Annotated in this window: 19 protein-coding genes; 11 read left to right on the plus strand and 8 right to left on the minus strand. The window is 40.7% G+C overall.

The window, feature by feature from the left end; genetic code table 11:
* Positions 1-100 precede the first annotated feature (100 nt).
* Both JFU56_RS18570 and JFU56_RS18575 read right to left on the minus strand, forming a co-directional pair.
* On the minus strand, positions 101-790 hold the full coding sequence (locus JFU56_RS18570) for an LrgB family protein (RefSeq protein WP_198438753.1): 690 nt from the start codon (positions 788-790) through the stop codon (positions 101-103).
* Positions 787-1182, minus strand: coding sequence for a CidA/LrgA family protein (locus JFU56_RS18575; RefSeq protein ID WP_198438754.1), 396 nt, complete (start codon positions 1180-1182; stop codon positions 787-789). The genes JFU56_RS18570 and JFU56_RS18575 overlap by 4 nt, the downstream gene beginning before the upstream one ends.
* A 131-nt stretch (positions 1183-1313) precedes the next feature.
* Here JFU56_RS18575 and queE point away from each other — a divergent pair, with 131 nt between their 5' ends.
* The 4 genes from queE to JFU56_RS18595 all read left to right on the plus strand — a co-directional run bounded on the left by queE (position 1314) and on the right by JFU56_RS18595 (position 5950).
* A complete protein-coding gene (queE, locus tag JFU56_RS18580) occupies positions 1314-1982 on the plus strand; it encodes a 7-carboxy-7-deazaguanine synthase QueE (protein ID WP_198438755.1) in 669 nt (222 codons plus the stop codon).
* Between the two features lie 34 nt (positions 1983-2016).
* Complete coding sequence (locus tag JFU56_RS18585; protein WP_242066020.1) at positions 2017-2412, plus strand: DUF4440 domain-containing protein; 396 nt, start codon at positions 2017-2019, stop codon at positions 2410-2412.
* A gap of 281 nt (positions 2413-2693) precedes the next feature.
* A complete protein-coding gene (locus JFU56_RS18590) occupies positions 2694-4496 on the plus strand; it encodes a DUF1302 domain-containing protein (protein WP_242066021.1) in 1803 nt (600 codons plus the stop codon).
* A gap of 77 nt (positions 4497-4573) precedes the next feature.
* The gene (locus tag JFU56_RS18595; protein WP_198438756.1) at positions 4574-5950 is read left to right on the plus strand and encodes a DUF1329 domain-containing protein; all 1377 of its coding nucleotides are present in this window, start codon (positions 4574-4576) and stop codon (positions 5948-5950) included.
* A gap of 82 nt (positions 5951-6032) precedes the next feature.
* Here JFU56_RS18595 and JFU56_RS18600 read toward each other — a convergent pair whose 3' ends face one another.
* A complete protein-coding gene (locus JFU56_RS18600; protein WP_198438757.1) occupies positions 6033-6560 on the minus strand; it encodes a carboxymuconolactone decarboxylase family protein in 528 nt (175 codons plus the stop codon).
* A 144-nt stretch (positions 6561-6704) separates the two neighbouring features.
* On the opposite strand from JFU56_RS18600, the gene JFU56_RS18605 reads away from it, so the two are divergent.
* Positions 6705-7148 carry a MerR family DNA-binding protein gene (locus JFU56_RS18605; protein ID WP_198438758.1) on the plus strand — a complete coding sequence of 148 codons (444 nt, stop codon included), beginning with the start codon at positions 6705-6707 and terminating at the stop codon, positions 7146-7148.
* 40 nt (positions 7149-7188) lie between these two features.
* Here JFU56_RS18605 and mobB read toward each other — a convergent pair whose 3' ends face one another.
* From mobB to JFU56_RS18625, 4 genes are all read right to left on the minus strand, one after another.
* Positions 7189-7731 (minus strand): molybdopterin-guanine dinucleotide biosynthesis protein B, encoded by a 543-nt coding sequence (gene mobB, locus JFU56_RS18610; RefSeq protein WP_198438759.1) that lies wholly within the window; start codon positions 7729-7731, stop codon positions 7189-7191.
* Between the two features lie 177 nt (positions 7732-7908).
* The gene (locus tag JFU56_RS18615; protein WP_198438760.1) at positions 7909-11037 is read right to left on the minus strand and encodes a multidrug efflux RND transporter permease subunit; all 3129 of its coding nucleotides are present in this window, start codon (positions 11035-11037) and stop codon (positions 7909-7911) included.
* A gap of 11 nt (positions 11038-11048) precedes the next feature.
* On the minus strand, positions 11049-12158 hold the full coding sequence (locus tag JFU56_RS18620; RefSeq protein WP_198438761.1) for an efflux RND transporter periplasmic adaptor subunit: 1110 nt from the start codon (positions 12156-12158) through the stop codon (positions 11049-11051).
* Positions 12159-12470: 312 nt separating this feature from the next.
* Positions 12471-14186 carry a DEAD/DEAH box helicase gene (locus JFU56_RS18625; RefSeq protein ID WP_198438762.1) on the minus strand — a complete coding sequence of 572 codons (1716 nt, stop codon included), beginning with the start codon at positions 14184-14186 and terminating at the stop codon, positions 12471-12473.
* 248 nt (positions 14187-14434) lie between these two features.
* On the opposite strand from JFU56_RS18625, the gene JFU56_RS18630 reads away from it, so the two are divergent.
* The 6 genes from JFU56_RS18630 to JFU56_RS18655 all read left to right on the plus strand — a co-directional run bounded on the left by JFU56_RS18630 (position 14435) and on the right by JFU56_RS18655 (position 21515).
* On the plus strand, positions 14435-15973 hold the full coding sequence (locus tag JFU56_RS18630; protein ID WP_198438763.1) for a catalase: 1539 nt from the start codon (positions 14435-14437) through the stop codon (positions 15971-15973).
* Positions 15974-16066: 93 nt separating this feature from the next.
* Positions 16067-16594, plus strand: coding sequence for an ankyrin repeat domain-containing protein (locus JFU56_RS18635; RefSeq protein ID WP_242066022.1), 528 nt, complete (start codon positions 16067-16069; stop codon positions 16592-16594).
* 176 nt (positions 16595-16770) lie between these two features.
* The gene (locus tag JFU56_RS18640; RefSeq protein ID WP_198438765.1) at positions 16771-17985 is read left to right on the plus strand and encodes an acetyl-CoA C-acetyltransferase; all 1215 of its coding nucleotides are present in this window, start codon (positions 16771-16773) and stop codon (positions 17983-17985) included.
* Positions 17986-17987: 2 nt separating this feature from the next.
* A complete protein-coding gene (locus JFU56_RS18645; RefSeq protein ID WP_198438766.1) occupies positions 17988-20180 on the plus strand; it encodes a 3-hydroxyacyl-CoA dehydrogenase NAD-binding domain-containing protein in 2193 nt (730 codons plus the stop codon).
* Positions 20181-20306: 126 nt separating this feature from the next.
* A complete protein-coding gene (locus tag JFU56_RS18650; RefSeq protein WP_198438767.1) occupies positions 20307-20540 on the plus strand; it encodes a hypothetical protein in 234 nt (77 codons plus the stop codon).
* A 114-nt stretch (positions 20541-20654) separates the two neighbouring features.
* Positions 20655-21515 (plus strand): PA4780 family RIO1-like protein kinase, encoded by an 861-nt coding sequence (locus JFU56_RS18655; protein WP_198438768.1) that lies wholly within the window; start codon positions 20655-20657, stop codon positions 21513-21515.
* Positions 21516-21621: 106 nt separating this feature from the next.
* Here the strand turns inward: JFU56_RS18655 and JFU56_RS18660 are convergent, their stop codons facing one another.
* Positions 21622-22005 (minus strand): hypothetical protein, encoded by a 384-nt coding sequence (locus tag JFU56_RS18660; RefSeq protein WP_198438769.1) that lies wholly within the window; start codon positions 22003-22005, stop codon positions 21622-21624.
* Between the last annotated feature and the right edge of the window lie 56 nt (positions 22006-22061).

Genomic DNA, 22061 nt, shown 5'->3' on the forward strand with positions numbered 1-22061 from the left:
GCTTATTCTAGCTGAAAATCAGGTGTTTTGCTGTGGAGGGTTTAGTCGCGAGCTATTGGCGCTCACACCTTCTGTAATCAGTACTAATAAAATCGCAGCATTACAGCATCCAAGTGAGTAAGTATGGATATAGTACGGGGGCGATGATGGAGGTTAGTACAGCGCTGATTAATAAGGCTGTTGTACTGAATGCCCCGTGTATACGGCTCAGTTCCATCGCTTTAGATGTACCAATCACATGCGAGCCTGAACCGATGGCAAGACCTTGTGCTTCAGGCGTTCTGATACGTAAATGCTTTAACAAAAACGGTGCGCAGACGTTACCGAATATACCGACCATAATCACCATAATAGCAGATATGGCAGGGATACCGCCGATAGTCTGACTGATTGCCATTGCAATAGGTGTTGTTACCGCTTTCGGCGCAAGTGAAGCGATGATCTCTGGCGAGGCTGAAAAACTAATCGCGACAAATGTTGTCACCACGAGGCCGACAATTACGCCTACGCTACAAGCGACTAATACCGGTACAATTTTAGATTTTACATGCACAAACTGTTGATATAGTGGGAAGGCAAGGGCGATCACGGCTGGCTCAAGTAACCGAGTCAGAATGTGAGTGCCTTGCTCGTATTGTTCAAGCTCAAATCCAAATATCAACATGATCGTGATTAATGCACTAATTGATAATAAAATCGGGTTGAATATTGCGAGTGCGGTTTTCTTATAAAACCATTGTGCAAGTAAGTAGACTGTCAGGGTCAATGGAATCGCTAAATAGAAGATCATTTATCGTCACCTTGCTGTTTGCTTAACGTTGCTTTTTGTTTCTCTGCATTGGCTCGGTTCAAATAACAATAGGTATGGCCAACCGTGAAAAAGATCGCGACAGTGCCAATCAGTCCCGCCATGATGAGTGCGAGGATATTCTGTTGGACTAATTCAAAGTAACCCATGAGCGCAACACCTGCTGGTACAAATAAGATACCGATGTGGCGGTTAAGTTGTTCACAAACTTTTTCGACATATTTTTGTTTTAATAGCCCGCTACTGAGCGCGACGAAAAGTAATAGCAGCCCGATGATACTAGAGGGAAATTCAACGGGTAATAGCATGCTAACGGCACGTCCTAAAACCACGAAACACAAAATGGTGAAAATATTGTACAGCCATATCTTCATTGGTTACCTACCTACTAATTATGCGATTGCTAAGCAATTACTGTGCGATCGAAAGCGTCCTATATAAATGTTAAAAATATATAGGGCAGATGATACAATAAACGTTACTTGAAGTTTATTAGGTTATAAAAATGCAGTATCCGGTTAATGAAATTTTTGAAACAGTACAAGGTGAAGGCCATTTTACTGGTTATCCCGTCATCTTTATTCGTCTACAAGGCTGCGATGTTGGTTGCTCTTGGTGTGATACCAAACAAACTTGGACGGTCGACCCTGAAATGCAAGTGTCACAACAGACGGTGAACAAAGCTTGCGATGATAAACCCCATTGGGCGAACTTTACTGCACAAGAATTCATTACTATGATACAAAAAAATGGTTTTGTTGCAAAGCATATTGTGATCTCGGGCGGTGAGCCTTGTCAATATGATCTGGTTGAAATGACAACTGAATTAGAACAAGCAGGCTATTTCTGCCAAATTGAGACATCTGGTACATCAGAAGTACGTGCAACAGACTCAACATGGGTGACTGTATCACCAAAGATCCAAATGAAAGGTCAGTTGCCTGTTTTACAAAGTGCATTGCGCCGCGCGAACGAAATTAAGCATGTGATTGCAATGGAAAAGCACATTGATGAACTTGATGCATTAATAGCTGATATTGATCTTACAGATAAAATCATGTGTTTACAGCCTATCTCTCAACAGCAGCGCGCGACAGAACTTGCGATCAAGTTGTGTATCGAGCGTAATTGGAAATTATCAGTACAGATGCATAAATATATCTTTATTGATTAAGTTGATTCGAATCTAGTGATGAATGAGGGGTCGTATGAATAGTTGTATGGATAGTGTAGCAAGGTCAACAAAGCAATTGATTGAACAGTTTAAGCAACGTGAAGAAACCTTATTACATAGTGACTTCTCGCAATTTCCAGAGCGGTTAGATAACTTCTTACACCCTGAGCTTTTTGAGATATCACCAGTCGGGTGTTATACCTCTCGTACTGATATTGTAAATTGGCTATTAGCTAAGTCGCCAATGCAGCGCTGGCGCTTGTCTGATTTTAAAATAGTGGAATTAGCAATTGATACTATGCTGGTTTGTTATCAAGCTAATTCTATTAATGATGGTGTGGTTAAAGCAACGGGTAGTTTGCGCAGTTCAATTTGGCGTTTTCATGATCAACAATGGCGCCTACAATTTCATCAGGCAACAAAAAATTAACATTCAATTTAATCCCCTCGATCTCTTTCTCCTACCTATCTAGTACTAAATCACCTATATACCTCCTCTTTAGGGGAGGATCTTCCCCGATATTAAGTTTCATCATTACTTCTAAATATTTGACCTGTATCGCATAAAATATCGTGCTGGCTCCGATTGACAATGATTTGGCACGCTTGGCCTATATCTGACACTGTGTGCTAAAAGTATTATGTGAATATAATACCTACGACCTAATTGTTAATGGAATGAAAACAAATTAAAGGTATAGGATGGATACTATGATGAATAAAACAACTCAGAAAAAATATTTTAAAACCACACCCATTGCGCTTGCACTTATCGTTTCAGGCTATACCGCAGCACCACAAGCGATTGAATTTAACTGGGGTGAGGTAGAAGGTTCATTTAACTCGCAAATTACTGCAGGCTCAAGTTGGCGTGTTGAAGAGGCAGCAGCTAAAAATGTTGGTGTTGGTAACGGTGGCTTACCTGGAAATACGCCTACTGGCGATGACGGTAACTTAAACTATGATAAAGGTGATGCATTCACGCAAACTATTAAAGGTATTCATGACCTTGGTTTAACTTATGAAACAGAAGAAGGCACGACCTTTGGCGCCTTTGTACGTGGTAAATATTGGTACGATTACGCATTAGATCAAAATGATGTAAATCATGGTAATGCAACGAATGGTTATGTTGCCAATGAACCAATTAATGATGATGATTTTAATGATTTAACTAAATCAAAAGGCGTAGCGTTACTTGATGCTTACATCTTTACTGGATTTTATCTTGGCGATACAGCGGTTGATTTACGTATTGGTAAACAAGTCGTTAACTGGGGTGAGAGCTCATTCATCCAAGGTGGTATTAATGCGGTTAACCCAGTTGATGCTGCCGCTTTCCGCCGCCCTGGTGCTGAAGTCAAAGAAGGTTTATTACCGGTAAACATGATTTTCGCTAATATAGGTTTAACGGATAATTTCAGTGTAGAAGCATTTTATCAATTGGAATTTGAACCTACAGTGATTGATAGCTGTGGTACTTATTTTTCTACTGCCGATTATTTAGCTGAAGGCTGTGATAAATTAGTCGTCCAACCAGGGCCTTTGCCACCTGTAGTAGATAGAGAACTGTATGTCGGTGGTTATTACGCTGAACGTGGTACAGATGAAAATGCGTCAGATGATGGACAGTTTGGTGTGGCGTTTAAGTACTACGCTGAAAGTCTGAATGCAACTGAATTTGGTTTGTACTATATGAATTATCATTCCCGTTTACCTTATGCTAGTGCTGAGGCGGGTCTTTATAATGATGTCGGCGGTGCGCCGTTCATTCCTGCCATAATCACTGGGGCTGCTGCTTATAATCCTAAGTATCACACGGTTTATCCAGAAGATATTCAGTTATTTGGTTTAAGCTTCAATACAACGGTCTCGGAATGGGCTGTTTCAGGTGAGGTAAGTCATCGTCTGGATATGCCACTACAAATTAATGGCGCAGATTTACTGGCAGCAGCATTAAGCGCCGATCCCGATTCACCATTAACACCTGGGTATTCACAAGCAGCTGCAGGTGACACGGTTGATGGTTTTGAGCGTTTTGATTATACCCAATCGCAACTTACATTGATTAAATTCTTCGATAAAGCGCTTGGTACAGATCGTATTACTACTGTTGCTGAACTTGGTTATGGTCACGTATGGGATTTACCGGAAGGTGATGATGACATTAAATATGGTCGTGCAACTGTGTATGGTACAAGCTTTACTACTGAAGATGATGGTTTCACTACCACAGACAGCGCTGGTTACCGCTTAGCGGTTAAAGCTGATTACCGTAACGTTTTCGCTGGTGTTGATTTAGCGCCATCAGTCGCTTGGTCACATGATGTATATGGTTACAGCCCTGAACCACAAGGTACGTTCCAAGAAGGTCGTACGGGTGTGAATCTAGCATTGAAGGCTGATTATTTAAATATGTACTCTATGTCGGTAAGTTATACTCAGTTCGGTGGTGACTTTAACCCATTGTCTGATCGTGATTACGTATCTGCTGCCGTTGGTATTTCATTCTAATCATGAGAATCAGCACTAAGTTGTCAGATGATTAATACGGATATAACGAATAGAAGTTTTAGAAAAGGATTTTAATTATGAAAGTGTTCAATAAAGCATACAGTGTAGCAGCCATTTCTGTGGCAATGGCATTCTCGGCGTCAACATTGGCGAAAGTCAGTGAAGCAGATGCGGCTAAGTTAGGTAAAGAATTAACCCCCGTCGGTGCTGTTACTGCAGGTAATGCTGATGGAAGTATTCCTGCATGGACAGGCGGTATTACTAATGCCATTCTTGGCACTGATTTTGGTAAAAACGATCGAGTAACTAACCCATTTTCTGAAGACAAACCACAGTTTGTCATTACATCTGCCAATGTTGATAAGTATAAAGATAATTTAACACCTGGTCAGTTAGCGATGTTTAAGAAATATCCTGATACTTACACTATGCCTGTTTATGAAACACGACGTAGTTTCGCGCAATCAGATGATATTTATGACACGATTAAAGGCAATGCGCTTAATGCCACGTTAGCAGATGGCGGTAATGGTCTAAATGATTTTAATATTACGATCCCATTCCCGATTCCTGAAAACGGCTTAGAAGTTATCTGGAACCATATAACTCGTTACCGTGGTGGTCATGCTGAGCGTGTTATCACGACTATTCCAGTACAGCGTAATGGTGCGTATACGGCAGTTAAAGTAGAAGATAAATTTTATATCCCTGAAGCCCTAAAGGGTGGTCGTGATGCCAAGAAAGATGACAATATCTTGTTCTATTACATGCAGCGTATTATTGCTCCTGCACGTTTAACAGGGACGATTGCTTTAGTCCACGAAACGGTTGATCAGGTAAAAGAGCCACGTAAAGCTTGGATCTATAATTCAGGTCAACGTCGTGTTCGTCGTGCGCCTAACGTATCTTATGATGGTGAAGGTATTGGCGTAGAGGGGTCACGTACGTCTGATAACTACGATATGTACAATGGTGCACCTGACCGTTATGAGTGGACTCTTGTAGGTAAAAAAGAGCTCTATATTCCATATAACTCGTATAACCTTTCTTCTACAGATCTTGAATATAAAGACATTGTGAAGCCGGGTCATATTAATCAAGAATACACCCGTTATGAAAAACACCGCGTATGGGAAGTTCAAGCAAAAGTTAAAGATGGTCAACGCCATGTTTATGCACAGCGCAACTTCTTTATTGATGAAGATAGCTGGCAAGCAGGCGTTATCGATCACTATGACGCACGTGGCAACCTATGGCGCGTAGCTGAGGCTCATTCCGTTCAATATTATAATGCAGATGTGAACTGGTTTGCGGCTGAAACCTTGTATGACGTGATTGCGGGTCGTTACTTAGTGACGGGTCTGAATAACGAAGAACGTAAAGGTATTCAGTTTGATGTGAAAGCGAAGCGTAAAGATTTCTCGACGTCAGCATTGAAACGTATGGGTCGTTAATTTTTAAAACGTAGCAAATGTGAGCGAGATATTGATACTTAAATTAGGTATTAATATCTCGTTTTTTGCTTTAAACGGTTTACTATCGTGTTTGCCGACACATATCAAATGCAGTATTAAACTTTGTCGTCATATTTTGAAATGAGATAATAGTTGTTAGTTCTACGATTTCGTCATCATTGTAATAGCACCGTAGTTGGTCCACATGCCTGTCAGTCACATGCTGACCTGTGTCTGTTACTGCATCAGTATAGGCGAGAACGGCACATTCTTTAGGCTTGAAGTCACTGCAATTCTTCCAATCCATTAGCTTATCTTTATCAAGTCTGTTTTTTAGGCTCCGTAATATTTTAGAGTCATGCTCTATGGTGAATTCACACTGATTTAATTGCGCAACACGTACGCTCATTAAGGCATGTATGTAAGGTTCAATAGGTGAGGTTTTCCTATTGATCGTTTTGTATAATAACAACGTCGCGGTGAATAACTTTGGTCGACGGCCTAATATTTGTGCTGGTTTTAAGATTTTATTTTGCTGTTTCGCGAGTAGCCATAGAAATGGACGTATAAACCATGAATATTGGTTTGATTGTAACTTAGGGATGCGCATAACTAACCTCTACAGCCTTGCTGTATTCAATTCGTTTGACGAGAACTGCAACACTAATTATGGTTTAAATTAAGCAATAGACTAAATTTGTGGTAAATTATTCGTTGTTAAGCAAAGCGCTGTTTTAAATAAGGGTTAAATTAAATGACGACGTATTATACCGCGGCAGATCTTGCTGAAGAATTTTCGATCACGCGGCGCGCTATCCGTTTTTATGAGACGAAAGGTTTGTTACAGTCTGAACGTCGTGGCCGGTTTATGTATTATGATTACCGTCAACGCGCCCGTTTAATTATTATTTTACGCAGTAAGCGTTTAGGCATTAGTTTGGAGTCTGCGAAGCATTATTTAGCCTTGTATGATGATAAACCTGATAGCCCACCTCGCATGCTCTACATGTTACATCAGAGCCGTACAAGACTAGATGAACTGCGTGAGCAGCAATTGGCACTGCAAGAAAGTATCGCAGAACTTGAAACGCTGGAAAAAATTGCTATGAAGGATTTAACTGCCTGTGATATTGATATCGAATCGAGTTATCAAGATTACCTTGATGGATTAACTGAAACGACAGAGCTGAACCCATAAGGTTACAGCTTTATTTATCGCTTGATTATGGCTTTTGAAGTTATGTCTTGTGGCAGTAACGCATGATGAAAGTAGTGATGACATTGATGTCGTTCAAATCTAAATAAGTTAAGCCTTTATCCAATAATTCTTTTTTCTCAATCGCTGCATCGGTAGCGATTGCGATAATGTGTTGGTCGTCAACAGCCAGTAATGGTTTGCCTAAGCTCGGGCGATGTAGTTCTATTTTAGCAAATGCCTCATGTCGAAATCCCTCAACTAACACCAAATCCAATTCATCAGTGTTTAACCACTTAAGCTGTGTGATTAATTGCGGTTCGGCTGGTTCATCTTGTTCTGAAAATAAAATAGTGCGATGGGGGGACGCTAAGACCATTTGGCAAGCACCTGCTTTACGTAGTTTATAACTGTCTTTGTTCGGGTTATCCATTTCGATATCATGATGACTGTGTTTCACCATACCGATACGTAAACCACGCTCAGTTAATTTTGGCAGTAGTTGGGTAATTAAGGTTGTTTTACCTGTGCCACTGAATGCGGCGAAGCCAAGTAAGGGAATAGGGAAGTGTGCTAAAGAAGTCATGATGAGTACTCAATTACAGGATGAAGGGGGCTAAAACTAACTAGGCGTTTAATATACCTTTTAACTTAAGTTATGGGTAAAAAAAAGGTCGCATAAGCGACCTCTTTACATCAATTCTAACCAGATATTGATTTAGAACTAACTATGGCATGTATTACTGCCGTTTATATGCAGGAATTAACTTGCTGGTTTTTCAGCAGCTGCAAATTTTGCACATTCAATCGCATGTTGTTTATCACTTTCTTCTAGCTCTTCGTCTTCAACGAAAATCGGTAATGGTTTATGTTCAGTCGCAAGGAATGAATAAATTACCGGTAAGATGAATAGTGTAAACAGTGTACCAATAGCAAGACCAGATACGATTACTAGACCAATACTAAAGCGCTGTTCAGCACCTGCACCAGTGGCATACATTAACGGGATAAGACCCGCAATCATTGCCGCTGTTGTCATTAGAATTGGACGTAAACGTACTTTAGCTGCTTCAATTACCGCTTCTGTACGGCTCTTACCGTGATGTAACTGTTCTTCTTTTGCTACTTCACAAATCAAGATACCGTGCTTAGTAATCAAACCGACGAGGGTAATCAAACCAACCTGAGAATAAATATTCATGGTTGATAAACCCCAAGCCAGTGATATTAACGCACCAGATACAGCAAGTGGTACAGATACCATAATAACTAAAGGATCACGTGCAGATTCAAACTGAATAGCCAGTACAAGGTAAATGATTGCCAATGCCAGCGCAAAGGTCATATACAAAGCACTACCTTCAGTTACAAACTGACGAGATTCACCCATAAAGTCATAACGATAACCTTTTGGAAGCATTGATGATGCTGTATTTTCGAACCATGAAATTGCATCACCCATCGCTACACCTGGACTAGGTACTGCACCAATCGTTGCAGAGTTAAGTTGGTTGAAGTGAGGAAGTGAACGCGGTTCAGCAACTACATCAATAGTAATCAAGCTGCCTAACGGTACTGCGTTGCCATCAGCTGCACGTACGTAGTAGCTATTCATTGATTCAGGATTCAAACGGTATTTACGTTCAACTTGAGGAATTACCTCGTAAGAACGGCCATTTAAATCAATACGGTTAACGTAACCATCAGACATCATCGTACTAAGTGTAATACCAATGTCTTGCATGGTAATACCGTAAGCACCGGCTTTGTCTTTATCAATGTTAATCTTCATCGTTGCAGAGTCGTAGTTAAGATCTAAATCCGAATACACAAATAATGAGTTAGATTGTACTTCTGTTAATATGTCACTCGCTACCTGGAATAGACTTTCAAAACTATTCGGTGTCGTAATCACAAATTGTACAGGTAAGCCAGAACCAGCACCTGGTAATTCAGGCATTTGGAAAGCAATAACTGACATGCCTGGTACATCTTTAACAAGCCCAGTAATACGATCAACAACTTCGCCTTGACTTGCTTCACGTTCACTCCAAGGAACCATAGACGCAATACCAAATGCTTGGTTTGAGCTAGGTACACCAGAGAAGATCTGAGCGTAGGCAATTTCAGGCTGTTCGTTTAGCTTAGCGTTAACTTCACCCATTGAGTTTTCAATGTAATCCAAGTTAGCATTTGATGGTGCAGTACCCATCATCATCAATACACCTTTATCTTCTGACGGTGCAAGTTCGCTTGGAATAAATTTGAACAGGAATGGCATAGCTGCAAATACGATAACAGCAAATGCAATCATAACCGGACGTTTGTGCATTACTGCACTGATCATTCTTTCATAACCGTTAGTCATACGATCAAGGAAAGCATGAACAATTTGTTCAAATTTGCTTGGCTTCGCATTGGCTAATAAGATTTTAGAACACATCATCGGAGACAATGTTAGTGCTAAAATACCAGAAATGAATACCGCACCAGCAAGGGTAAGCGCGAATTCTTTAAATAACGCACCCGTGATACCACCCATTAACGCAATCGGTGCATATACCGCACCCAGTGTTAATGTCATCGCAATAACAGGTACCGCAATTTCACGCGTACCAATCACGGCGGCTCGGAAAGGGGACTCTCCGAGTTTGATGTGCCGGTCAATATTTTCTAATACAACAATCGCGTCATCTACTACCAGACCAATCGCCAGTACCATCGCCAGCAATGTCATTAAGTTCCATGAGAAACCAAACATCTGCATGACCATTGCAACACCGATCAAAGACAGTGGGATTGTCACGATTGGAATGATAACGGCGCGCAGTGAACCAAGGAATAAGGTAATTACTACGATAACGATAAGCGCTGCTTCGATAATCGTTTTAATTACTTCTTTGATTGATTCATTGATCGCAACTGTTGAGTCATACATCACGTTCATGTGGATGTTTGTCGGTAAGTTACGTTCTAGTTCCGGTAATAATGCTAATACGTCAGCAGCAATGTTAATTGGATTTGCTGTTGGTGCGGCATTAACGGCAGCAACAACGGCTTCTTTACCATTTGCTGATGCGCGATAAACGTCATGGCTCTTCTCTAAAGAAACTTTTGCAATGTCACTTAAGCGAATAACCTGACCTTTATCTGTTGATACAACAAGACGTTCTAGATCTTCAACACTACCTACTTGGGTATCGGCATTACCATTGTAAAGCACGAATTCACCAATCGCTTGACCTGTTGCAGACTGATAGTTGTTACTATTCAGTACACCCATGATTTCGGTTGCGGTAAGGTCATAAGCTGCCATTTTTAATGGGTCTAACCAAACACGTAGTGCGTATTTAATACCACCGTACATGTCTACTTTAGAAACACCATTAATGGTGAACAGCTGTGGGTTGATTACACGATCAAGATAATCAGTTACCTGACTAGAAGAGAGTTCATCACTGCTAAAGGCAATATACATTACCGCCGTTGTTGAACCCGTAGACATCGTCACCGTTGGGTCCTCTGCTTCTTTTGGCAGTTGCGAACGAACAGAGTTCGTTTTGGCCAAAATATCAGAGAGGGCAGCATTCGGGTCGGTATTTAGTTTCATCGTAATGGTAATTGTTGAACTACCTAATACACTTGATGATGTCATAAAGTCGATATTATCGGCTTGGGCTACCGCTTGCTCTAAGGGCTGGGTAATAAAGCCCTGGATCAAATCGGCGCTGGCACCATAGTAGCCAGTTGTTACGGTAACAACCGTATTGGTCATGTCTGGGTATTCTCGAACCTGCATTTTGAAAATTGCTTGAACACCAAGCAACGCAATCAAAAAGCTGATAGATACCGCTAGAACAGGACGCTTGATAAAAATATCAGTAAAGCGCATGTATCCTCCGATTAAAGCATTGGTGTTTCAGCTGGTACTTTCAATGTATCGTTTTCAATAACACGCACTTTCGCGTTATTACTTAAACGTACTTGACCTGATGTGACAATTTTATCACCAGCTTTAACGCCTTCCAATACATGAGCGATAGCATCAATACGTTCGCCAACTTTGACAACCGATTGTGTTACACGTAAATCACCATTGTCGTCTTCGTTAACGATGTAAACATTGTCACCGTAAAGCGTAAACGTAATTGCAGTTTGTGGCACTGTAATTTGTTTTTCAACGGTAGGCAAAATTACATTCGCACGTGCAAACATACCTGAACGAAGTTGTGAATCGTTATTTGGAATATCTGCTTGGATTTGGATTAAACCACTTTGGAAGTTTACCGCAGGTTCAATAGCACTAATTGTACCGCTGAAGGCTGTTTCAGGATAAGCATCAACAAAAATTTCAACAACTTGACCTAAGTAAACTTTTGAAATTTGAGTTTGTGGCACTGTGAATCGAAGACGCATAACACTGGTATCTTCTAAACGAACAATTGATGTACCAACAGATAAAAACTCACCTAAAAATACATTACGTAAACCAACTTCACCGTCGAATGGTGCTGTAATTTGGCGACGTTCAATCACTGCTTTTTGACTTTCAATATCAGCAAGCAATGAAGAATATGCAGCTTCAGATTCGTCTAATGCTTCTTTTGATACTGCATTTTTCTTATAAAGTGCTTCGTAGCGTAAGAATTTAGATTTAGCCGCGTTCAGTTTTGCTTGTGAGCTTTTTAGGTTTGCTCTTTCTACGCGAGAGTCAAGATTAACGAGTAATTGACCTTTGGTTACTTTCGTACCAGAGTCAAATGAGATGCGATCGATTTTACCTGCAATTTCGTTAGAAATTTCTACACCTTGGTTAGGTTCGATAAAACCAATAGCTTGAATAGTTGGGATCCAATCTGATGTCTTAATATCGACAACAGTTACTGGAAACTCAGGTTCAGGTCTATTGGCCATAAATTCTGCAATCTTTTGCTGTTTAAAAAGATTAAAACCAATCACACTGCCAAACAAGGCGAGTGCGATTAGTAACATGGCTAAGGTCCACTTTTTCATGACTAGATTAACTCCGGGGTGTTATACATATGTTATAAGTTCTGATATGAAACTGAGCTTTTCCATGCTGTATCGTTAAAGATGACTTTCGCTGAAAGCTCGTTCAGAGATGTGTTTGTTATACCTATTTTAGATGTTAACTAAACTCAATCAAGCATTTTGTCCATTAAAATAGTTTATTTACGTATATTTACCAAATAGGTAGTTTTACTAGTATTTTTGTTGACAACGGCGTTGAGATCGTGACAGCCAACTGGTCTAATTTTAGTCTTTTAAGGCTGTTTTTAGCACTTTATTTTTAGAGTTAATATTCTAAATGTGATTAGCTTTTCTATAGTTTCCTTTGTAATCAAATATACGATGCTCAATTTTCCAGAAATACTTTTCCTTTTTTGCGATCACGAAATCTGGTGGCACAAACCCTTGTATTTGCGCTGTGATTTGTTCCGCTGTTGTTGCTGTAATTGGCGCGCCAGTGATGGTTCTTGAAAATATGCTTAAAAAGCGTTGGCGTTGTTTGCTGTTACTGAAATAGAAGGTCTCTTTAATAACATCGCCATCTTCATCATGATAATTAAGTTTGATTTTATCGCCATCAGCTTGTGCTGAAATTCCCGAGCAGCGTAGCACTTTACGATCTTTTAATTGCAGTGCTTTTTTCAGTTGGTTGTCTGGATCGATTAAATCAACGTGACATTGTTGGCACTCACGGGCTGCAATGTCATTCTCGGCATTACATTGAGGGCATTGCTTGTATTTAAAGCGATAATCACACTGCTCTTCATTGCCATTACTGGCCTCGACTAACCCTTGGCAACGGCGTCCATAGTGCTCAATGATATCCCCATCTGCATCTGTTATCCCCCAAAAAAGATTGGCGAAGTCACAACTTGGGCAGGGCACTTGTACAAGATCGCTATTGCTGTTGGGCTTGGTTGAGCCAATTTCAGGTTGGTATAAATCAAACCCGTTACCGGCGTAATCAATAATTAAACAATCGTTTTTACCTTCGGCAAGACGTAGTCCTCGACCTGCAATTTGTTGATACAAACTGACGGAATCTGTTCGGCGTAAAATGGCAATAACGTCAACGTGTGGTGCATCGAAACCTGTGGTTAATACTGACACATTAACAAGGTATTTAACTTCCTTAGCTTTAAACTGACGAATAAGTTCATCACGTTCTTTAATGGATGTTTTACCCGTGATAATTGCGGCTTGCTCGTCTGGTAATTGCTTAAAGATTTCTTTTGCGTGTTTGATACTAGCTGCAAAGATCATGATGCCTTCACGATTGGCTGCAAGCTCGATAAGTTGCTTACAGATTGCATGGGTGACACGTGGACTTTTGGCTAAGAACTGATCCAGTTGCACTTCATTATATTCCAGTGGCAAATCATCGAACTGATAGCGGGCAACTGGTGCATCGATTACGGTTGGTGTGGTTAAGAAGCCTTTTTGTACTAGATAGCGCAATGGTAATTCAAAAATGCAGCTTTCAAATGGGGTCTCGTCTTCTGTTCTGACATAACCTTGATAATGTTTTTTGTATATCCAGCCTTTGTCTAAACGATAAGGTGTTGCCGTAAGGCCAAGCACTTTCAGCTTCGGATTGGTATTTTTTAGATGATTAATGACTTTTTGGTATTGGCTGTCTTCACTCAAACTGACGCGGTGGCATTCATCAATAATCAGTAATGAAAAGAAGCCATCAAATTTTTCGAGATTACGACTTAATGATTGCACACTGGCAAACGTCGTTTTAAAACCATCCTGTTTTTTGCCTAGCCCTGCCGCGAAAATACCAGCTTGAAAACCATCATGTTCGAATTTGCTATGGTTTTGCTCCACGAGCTCTTTTACATGGGCAAGAATCAGTACGGGGTGCCTTGCTAGTCTGGCTAATTCAGCTAATACGTGACTTTTACCTGCACCTGTTGGCAGTGTTATCACCGCTGGTTGATCTGATTTTCTAAAGTGAGCTAAAGCGGCATCGACAGCTGCTTGTTGGTAATCGCGAAGAGGCATAGTTTATTTATATTTAAGAATCGATTAGTAAGGTGATTATCAATAAATTAGCACTAAAAGTCCAGTTTGATATTCATTTACACAGACTACTAGATTGATAGGCGTTCTCTTTTAGTCCTTGTTTTAGTTATATTTTTAGATAGTTTATTCCTTTTGATGTGTAAGGTTATAACGTATTAACAAATCATACCAATCTCATTAGACTGCGCACTTTAATAATATACTTTATAGTGTGGGTGAGATAGAAAATGAATTTTAACAAAAAACCGTTAGTGATAGCCTTAGCTCTTAGCGTAACGAGCATCTTAACGACAGGTATTGCTTTTAACGTGGCAGCAGAAACTCTCACTCGAGATAATGGCGCACCAGTTGGCGATAACCAAAATTCAATTACCGCAGGTCCAAGTGGCAGCGTGCTATTAGAAGATGTGCAGTTAATTCAAAAACTACAGCGTTTTGCGCGTGAACGTATTCCTGAACGTGTTGTGCATCCACGTGGGGCGGGCGCTCATGGTGTATTCGTAGCAAGTACCGATTTTAGCGGTATTACTGCAGCGGCACCTTTTGCAGATAAAGGTAAAGAAACACCGGTATTTGTACGTTTTTCTTCGGTGATCCACAGTAAAGGCAGTCCTGAAACAGTTCGTGATCCACGTGGTTTTGCTACAAAATTCTATACGGACGAAGGTAATTGGGATCTGGTTGGTAATAACCTGCCTGTATTTTTTATCAGAGATGCAATTAAATTCCCTGATATGGTGCATTCATTAAAGCCATCACCTGTGACTAATATTCAAGATGCCAACCGTGTATTTGATTTCTTTTCTAATGAACCGGGCGCTATCCATATGTTGACGTGGGTGTACAGCGACAATGGTACACCTGCAAGTTACCGTAAAATGGATGGGTTTGGTGTACATGCCTATAAAATGATTAATGATGCGGGTGAAGTGAGCTATGTGAAATTCCACTGGAAGAGCTTACAAGGCATTGATAATTTAGACGCGGATGAAGTAGCTAAGGTGCAATCGACAGACTTCCAACATTTAACGCGTGACTTGTATGCCAGTATTGCCGATGAGCAATATCCACAGTGGGATCTGTATATCAAGATAATGAGCCCGTCTGAACTTAACAACTTTGACTACAATCCTCTCGATGCCACGAAAGTGTGGACGGATATTGCTGAAACAAAAATCGGTACTATGACGTTAAACAGAATGCCGACTAACTTCTTCCAAGAGACTGAACAAGTGGCGATGGCGCCTGCAAACCTTATCCCAGGTATTGAACCGTCGGAAGATCGATTGCTGCAGGGACGTATTTTTTCTTATTCTGATACTCAAATGTATCGACTCGGGGCTAATCACCAACAACTGCCGATAAACCGACCTGTGGTTAATGTTGTAAATTATAATCAAGATGGTGCGCTAAATGTTGGTACAACCCAGTCTAATGTGAATTATCAACCAAGCCGTGAAGGGGTTGTTGAGAATGTTAAAGCTCGTCATTCAACGCCATCGCTTGCAGGGCTAGTTCAACAAGCGACAATTGCAAAGCAGTCAAACTTTGCTCAAACCGGTGAGCTATACCGCAGTTTCTCTGAGCAAGAGCAGCTTAATTTGATCCGAAACTTAGCGGGTGATCTTGGCTCTGTTAAGGACATTAATACCAAGCACAAAATGTTGAGTTATTTTTATAAAGCGGATACTGATTACGGCATGAAATTAACGAAAGCTGTAAATGGCGATATTGCTAAAGTAAAAACATTAGCAATGAGCTTATAAACGCACTGAAATAATAGCAATGCGAAAGAGGCCTTCTTTCGCATTGCTCAATATGAATCGAGTACTTTCACTATGTTCAATCCAAGAAAAATATTGCCGCTGATATTATTTGTAATTCCTGTCTTATCTTTGCTGGTCATTGTTAATTTACATGCGGCCGAATTATCTACACACGAAGGTTATGAGGATTTAACGCCGTATTATTATGCTGCTGCGAGAACGGGAGATGATGACGTCATTGAGACCTTTTTAAATGCGGGGTTACCGATTGATATCAGGAATCGAAAAGGTTATACCGCATTAATGATCGCGACTTATAATGGCCGTATATCTATCGTGAATTCATTGGTAGAACGTGGCGCTAATGTTTGTGCTGAAGATAATAAAGGCAATACTGCATTGATGGCAGCGATTGTGCGAGCCGAGTTTAGTATTGCAAATCTATTGATGAAAAGTGATTGTGACGCTAATCAGAAAAATAGAGCAGGGCAAACAGCGGTTATGTATGCGACTTTATTTGGTCGTGAAGAATTAAAAGCGATGCTAATCAGCCGTGGCGCAGATGTCCACTTAAAAGATCATAATGGTATTTCTGCAACAAGCCTACAAGCTGCACAATGATGACATATGTCTGTTAGTTACAGATTTGATAAAGTGAAGATTAGCGCGTTGTTGTGCTATTGTTAAGTTAATGTTTTTAATTCTATCGATAGCATATTCAGTTATCTACGAACTATTACTTACCCAAGTATTTACTCAATTATTTAATTATCTGCTCAACTATCTAGGAGTCGTCGATGGTCCCTCAAGCTTTCATTTATGACGCTATCCGTACACCTCGGGGCTTAGGTAAATCCTGTGGTGCCTTATATGAAGTCAAACCCGTTACTCTTTTAGCTGATTTACTTAATCACTTACAGGCTCGAAATGGTTTTGATACGGATGCGGTCGATGACATCGTATTAGGTTGCGTTACGCCGGTTGGTGATCAAGGTGCTGACATCGCTAAAACTGCGGCGCTTGTGGCGGGTTGGAAAGATAATGTAGCCGGGGTGAGCTTAAATCGATTTTGTGCATCAGGGCTTGAATCTGTCAATGTTGCGGCGATGAAAATACGCTCTGGTTGGGAGCATTTAGTGATCGCTGGAGGCATTGAATCAATGTCTCGGGTCAAAATGGGTGCTGATGGTGGTGCGTGGTCAATGGATCCTGAAACCAGTTTAGCGACTGATTATATGCCACAAGGGTTTGGCGCAGATTTAATTGCGACGCTTGATGGTTACAGTCGTGAAGATGTTGATGCATTTGCAGCGCGTTCTCACCAACGTGCCGCCACCGCTTGGCAGTGTGGTGCATTCGCCAATTCGGTGATCCCCGTGCACGACCGTAACGGTATGTTATTGCTTGATAAAGACCAACTTGTTAGACCTGATTGTTCAGTTACTTCTCTTGCTAAACTGAAACCCGCGTTTGCGTATCTAGGTCAGACGGTGTTTGATAGTGTTGCTAAGCGTCGTTACCCACAAATCGGACAAATGAACCATGTACATACAGCTGGTAATGCCTCTGGTATTGTCGATGGCGCAGCGCTGGTGCTAGTTGGGAGTGCCGAAGCTGGCGCTAAATGGGGGTTGAAACCCAGAGCAAGAGTGATTGCTACGGCTGTCGTTGGCGCCGATCCAACCATTATGTTAACTGGTCCTGTACCTGCAACCCAGAAAGCATTAACTGTGGCAGGATTAACCATTGATGATATTGACTTATTTGAAGTGAATGAAGCGTTTGCAGCTGTTGTTATGCGTTTTATGAATGAACTTAATATCTCGGCTGATATTGTTAATGTCAACGGTGGTTCTATTGCGATGGGACATCCGCTAGGCGCAACAGGTGCGATTATTCTAGGGTCGTTATTAGATGAGTTAGAGGCTCGTAATTTAAAGCGTGGTCTTGCAACCTTATGTGTAGGTGGGGGCATGGGGATTGCAACAATTATTGAACGTGTAGAGGGGTAACTATGCCATTAATTAGTAGAACGTCATCAATTCGCATAAAACAAGATGATGCTGGAATAGTGCATTTAATTTTCGACAAAGCTGACTCAAAGATTAACTTACTTGATCGCAGTTTTATTGATGACTATGTAAAAACAGTGAATAAACTCAAAAAAATGACATTTACCGGTGTGGTTCTGCGCTCTGCAAAAACAAGTTTTTTTGCTGGTGGTGATATAGCGGAACTTAGCGATAGCGCGGTTCAAGATATCGAAGCCAGTTTTCAGTTATTATCCTCGCTGAAAGAGTCTATGCGCTGGTTAGAGACATGCGGAAAACCGCTCGTTGCTTGTATCAATGGTGCTGCGCTCGGAAGTGGTTGGGAGCTTGCATTAGCTTGTCATTATCGTATTGCCCTCGTGAGAAGTACGTCATTAAATATACCCACAGTAACATTAGGTTTACCTGAGGTGACTTTGGGTTTAATACCGGGGGTGGGTGGCGTAGTCAGAATGATACGCTTGTTAGGGTTTGAAACGTCAATCCCGTATCTGCTTAAAGGTAAGCAATTTGACAGTGAAGAAGGGGTCAAACTGGGCTTAATTGATCAAATTGCGAGATCAAATGTACAAATGCTCGCGCAAGCAACCAATTGGATCTTGTCACAATTACAGCCAGTAAGTCAGCCCTTTGATATTAAAAACTATCAACTCCCTGGCGGTAATGTAAATGCCCCCAATATCGCGAGTATGCTTGTGCAAGCGCCCGCCATGTTAAAGAAAAAAACACAAGGTAACCTCCCAGCACCAGAGGCTATCTTAGCAGTCATGATTGAATCGGCTGAAGTCGATGTCGACACAGCGTTAAGATTGGAAACCCGCTATTTTCTTAATGTGATTAGCGGTCAAGTGGCTAAAAATATGATTAATACCTTTTGGCATCAATATAATGAAGTCAAAGCAGGGGCGTCGCGACCGCTCGATTACCCGATAACGAAATTTAGTAAAGTTGGCGTACTAGGGGCGGGTATGATGGGCGCGGGTATTGCTTATGCGTTAGCAAGCCATGGCATCACAGTGATCCTAAAAGATATAAGTATAGAAAAAGCCGTTTTTGCTAAATCATATACAGCCTCTATTTTAGCTAATTGTAAACTTGCTGATGAAGAGAAAGGCGCCATTTTAAGACGCATTATACCATCGAAGTCCCACTCCGATTTGGTCGACTGCGATATGGTTGTTGAGGCTGTTTTTGAAGACCGTAAAGTTAAGTCACAAGCGATCTCTGAAACTCTCGCCGCGATTAATGCTGATGAGGTAAGTGAGAGCCATAATAGTAGTAATAACTGTAGCGGTAGCAATGTTCATGGTTTAATCATGGCATCGAATACATCGACATTACCGATATCGAGTTTAGCGACTGCTTCCACAAAACCTGAGAACTTTATTGGTTTACACTTCTTTTCTCCAGTAGATAAAATGCCATTAGTCGAAATAATAAAAGGTGATAAAACCTCATCGGCGACCTTGGCTGCTGCGTATGATTTAGTATTACAAATAGGCAAAGTACCCATTGTGGTGAATGATTGTCGAGGCTTTTTCACTTCACGATTATTTTTCACTTATGTGTCTGAAGGTATGCGTATGTTAAGTGAAGGTGTACCGGCTGAAGTTATTGAAAATGCCGCGATTCAAGCTGGATTACCAGTCGGGCCTCTCGCAATTATTGATGAAGTGAGTTTGTCGTTGGTTGATAATGTGCGTAATCAAACCCGATTAGATTTAAAAGCCGAAGGCAAAGAGCGGCTTGATAATCCCGCTGACGCTGTTTTAGACAAGCTTTTAGCCTTAAAGCGACTAGGTAAATTAGCGGGCGCAGGTTTCTATGATTACCCTAGACAAGGGCAGAAACAGCTATGGTCTGGTTTAGCGACGGTATTTCCAACGCAAGATAATTGGGACATAGAGACGGTGAAAGATCGCTTATTGTTTGTGCAATCTCTAGAAGCGCTCAGAGCTTATGAAGAAGGGGTAGTAACAAGTACGCGTGATGCCAATATAGGTTCTATTTTCGGTTTAGGTTTTCCAGCCTGGACTGGTGGTGTTTTACAATTGGTTGACCATTATGGCGTTGCAGAATTTAAGCGCCGTTCAGAGCAATTAACTGAACAGTTTGGCCCGCAGTTCACACCTGCAGCGATACTTTCGCAGTGGTAGAATTAATTACGAGGCGTTGTAAAATCGAAGTATGGGTATTTTGTTCATGTGCGATTCATATTGCTCGTTATAGTATGAAGGTTAAGAATAACGAGAAAAGATAATTTAGAAAATAGAGGACTGCACATGATAAACACAGCATACAAAATAGTAGTGCTTTTAATTGGATTCATAGGCTTTGTATTCGTGACTAGCTTAGGCTTAATACTCACGACTGTATTGTTGATTACAGGCATAGTAGCGAAGCCATTTTTACTGAAACGAATGAAAGAGAAGCTTAATCAGTCACAGGCATACAAAGCAAATAATGTCATACCTGGTCAAGTCTATGAAGGTAAATATGAGCGAGTCGATCAGTAAAAATGCTGATGTCTGTGATGACAGTGTATAAATTACACGATGATGTTTTAAAACAAATTAACTTAATGTTATTATCTAAGGTTCATGTAACGGTTAACTAGGAGATAATAACTAGTGAAAGTGCCACAAAGAATACAACCTCTTGTTGATGATGGACTTGTTGACGAAGTAGTACGTCAGCTTATGAGTGGTAAAGAAGCAACAGTATACGTTGTACGGTGTGGGCAAGAGATCCGTTGCGCTAAAGTTTATAAAGAAGTTGAGAAGAGAAGCTTTAAACAGGCTGTTCAATATCGTGAAGGTCGTAAGGTTCGTAATAGCCGACGCGCACGAGCAATGGAAAAAGGCTCAAGCTTTGGACGTAATGAACAAGAGAAAGTATGGCAAAATGCTGAAGTCGAAGCACTGTATCGTTTAGACAATGCTGGTGTTCGAGTACCGGAACCATATGGTTGTTTCGATGGTGTTTTACTTATGGAATTGGTAACGGATGCGGATGGTTTTGCTGCACCACGTTTAGCTGATGTAGTATTAACACCAGAACAAGCGATAATAGATCATGATAAAGTGATTCACTTTGTTAAATTAATGCTTTGTGCAGGCCTTATTCATGGTGATTTATCTGAATTCAACGTCTTAGTTGACGAACATGGCCCTGTTATTATTGATTTGCCACAAGCGGTTGATGCATCAGCAAATAATAACGCTAAGTGGATGCTTGAGCGTGATGTTGAAAACATGAGACTTTATTATGGCCAATTTGCCCCACAATTACTTGAGCTGAAATATGCGAAAGAAATGTGGGCGTTATATGAACTCGGCGAACTGAATGCTGATGTTGAATTAACTGGCGAGTTCGTTGAAGATACAACATCTGCTGATGTCGGTGGTATTTTAGATGAGATTAATGCTGCGAGAGAAGAAGAACTTGATCGTTTAGCGCGTATTCAATCGGCTGATGAAGTTGAACAGTAAGTGTTAACTGTAAGATGAAAGGCGTTTAATCGCGGCGATAATTGATGAAACCCCTTAGCGATGTCTATTTCTAAGGGGTTTTTTATAACGTTGAAATGAGGGTGACCTAACGTGATGTAACGATGTCTTGCTCCATGCTGGTTGAGTGTTCTTCCGAAACCAATCTGTTTGGGCGTAAACCAATACAGTTTTTTGGTAAGTCTTGTTCGCGCTCTAAATATAATGCGCAATTATATAAATTTTTGCGTAATTTGATATCACTAGCTAACTTTTCTTCTCCCCAATAATGTAATTCAAAAATCAGAAACCAAAAAATTTGTTCTTTTTCGTTTGAGACTTTTTCGTCGACTACATCCAGAGATTGCCAATCTTGTAAAACATCCCATACCAAGTTACTTAATTCTTTATAACTGGTTTTATGCATGAGAAATTGGTTTACGTTGTTTGTTAATAGTTCTGATTTCTCATTAATAAATGCGATTGCTTGCATTGGTTTATCTCCACTTGTTTAAACTAATTTTAAGTCTAGCCTCAAACATTCATTTG

This window comes from Moritella sp. F3, from assembly GCF_015082335.1.
GTDB lineage: Bacteria > Pseudomonadota > Gammaproteobacteria > Enterobacterales > Moritellaceae > Moritella.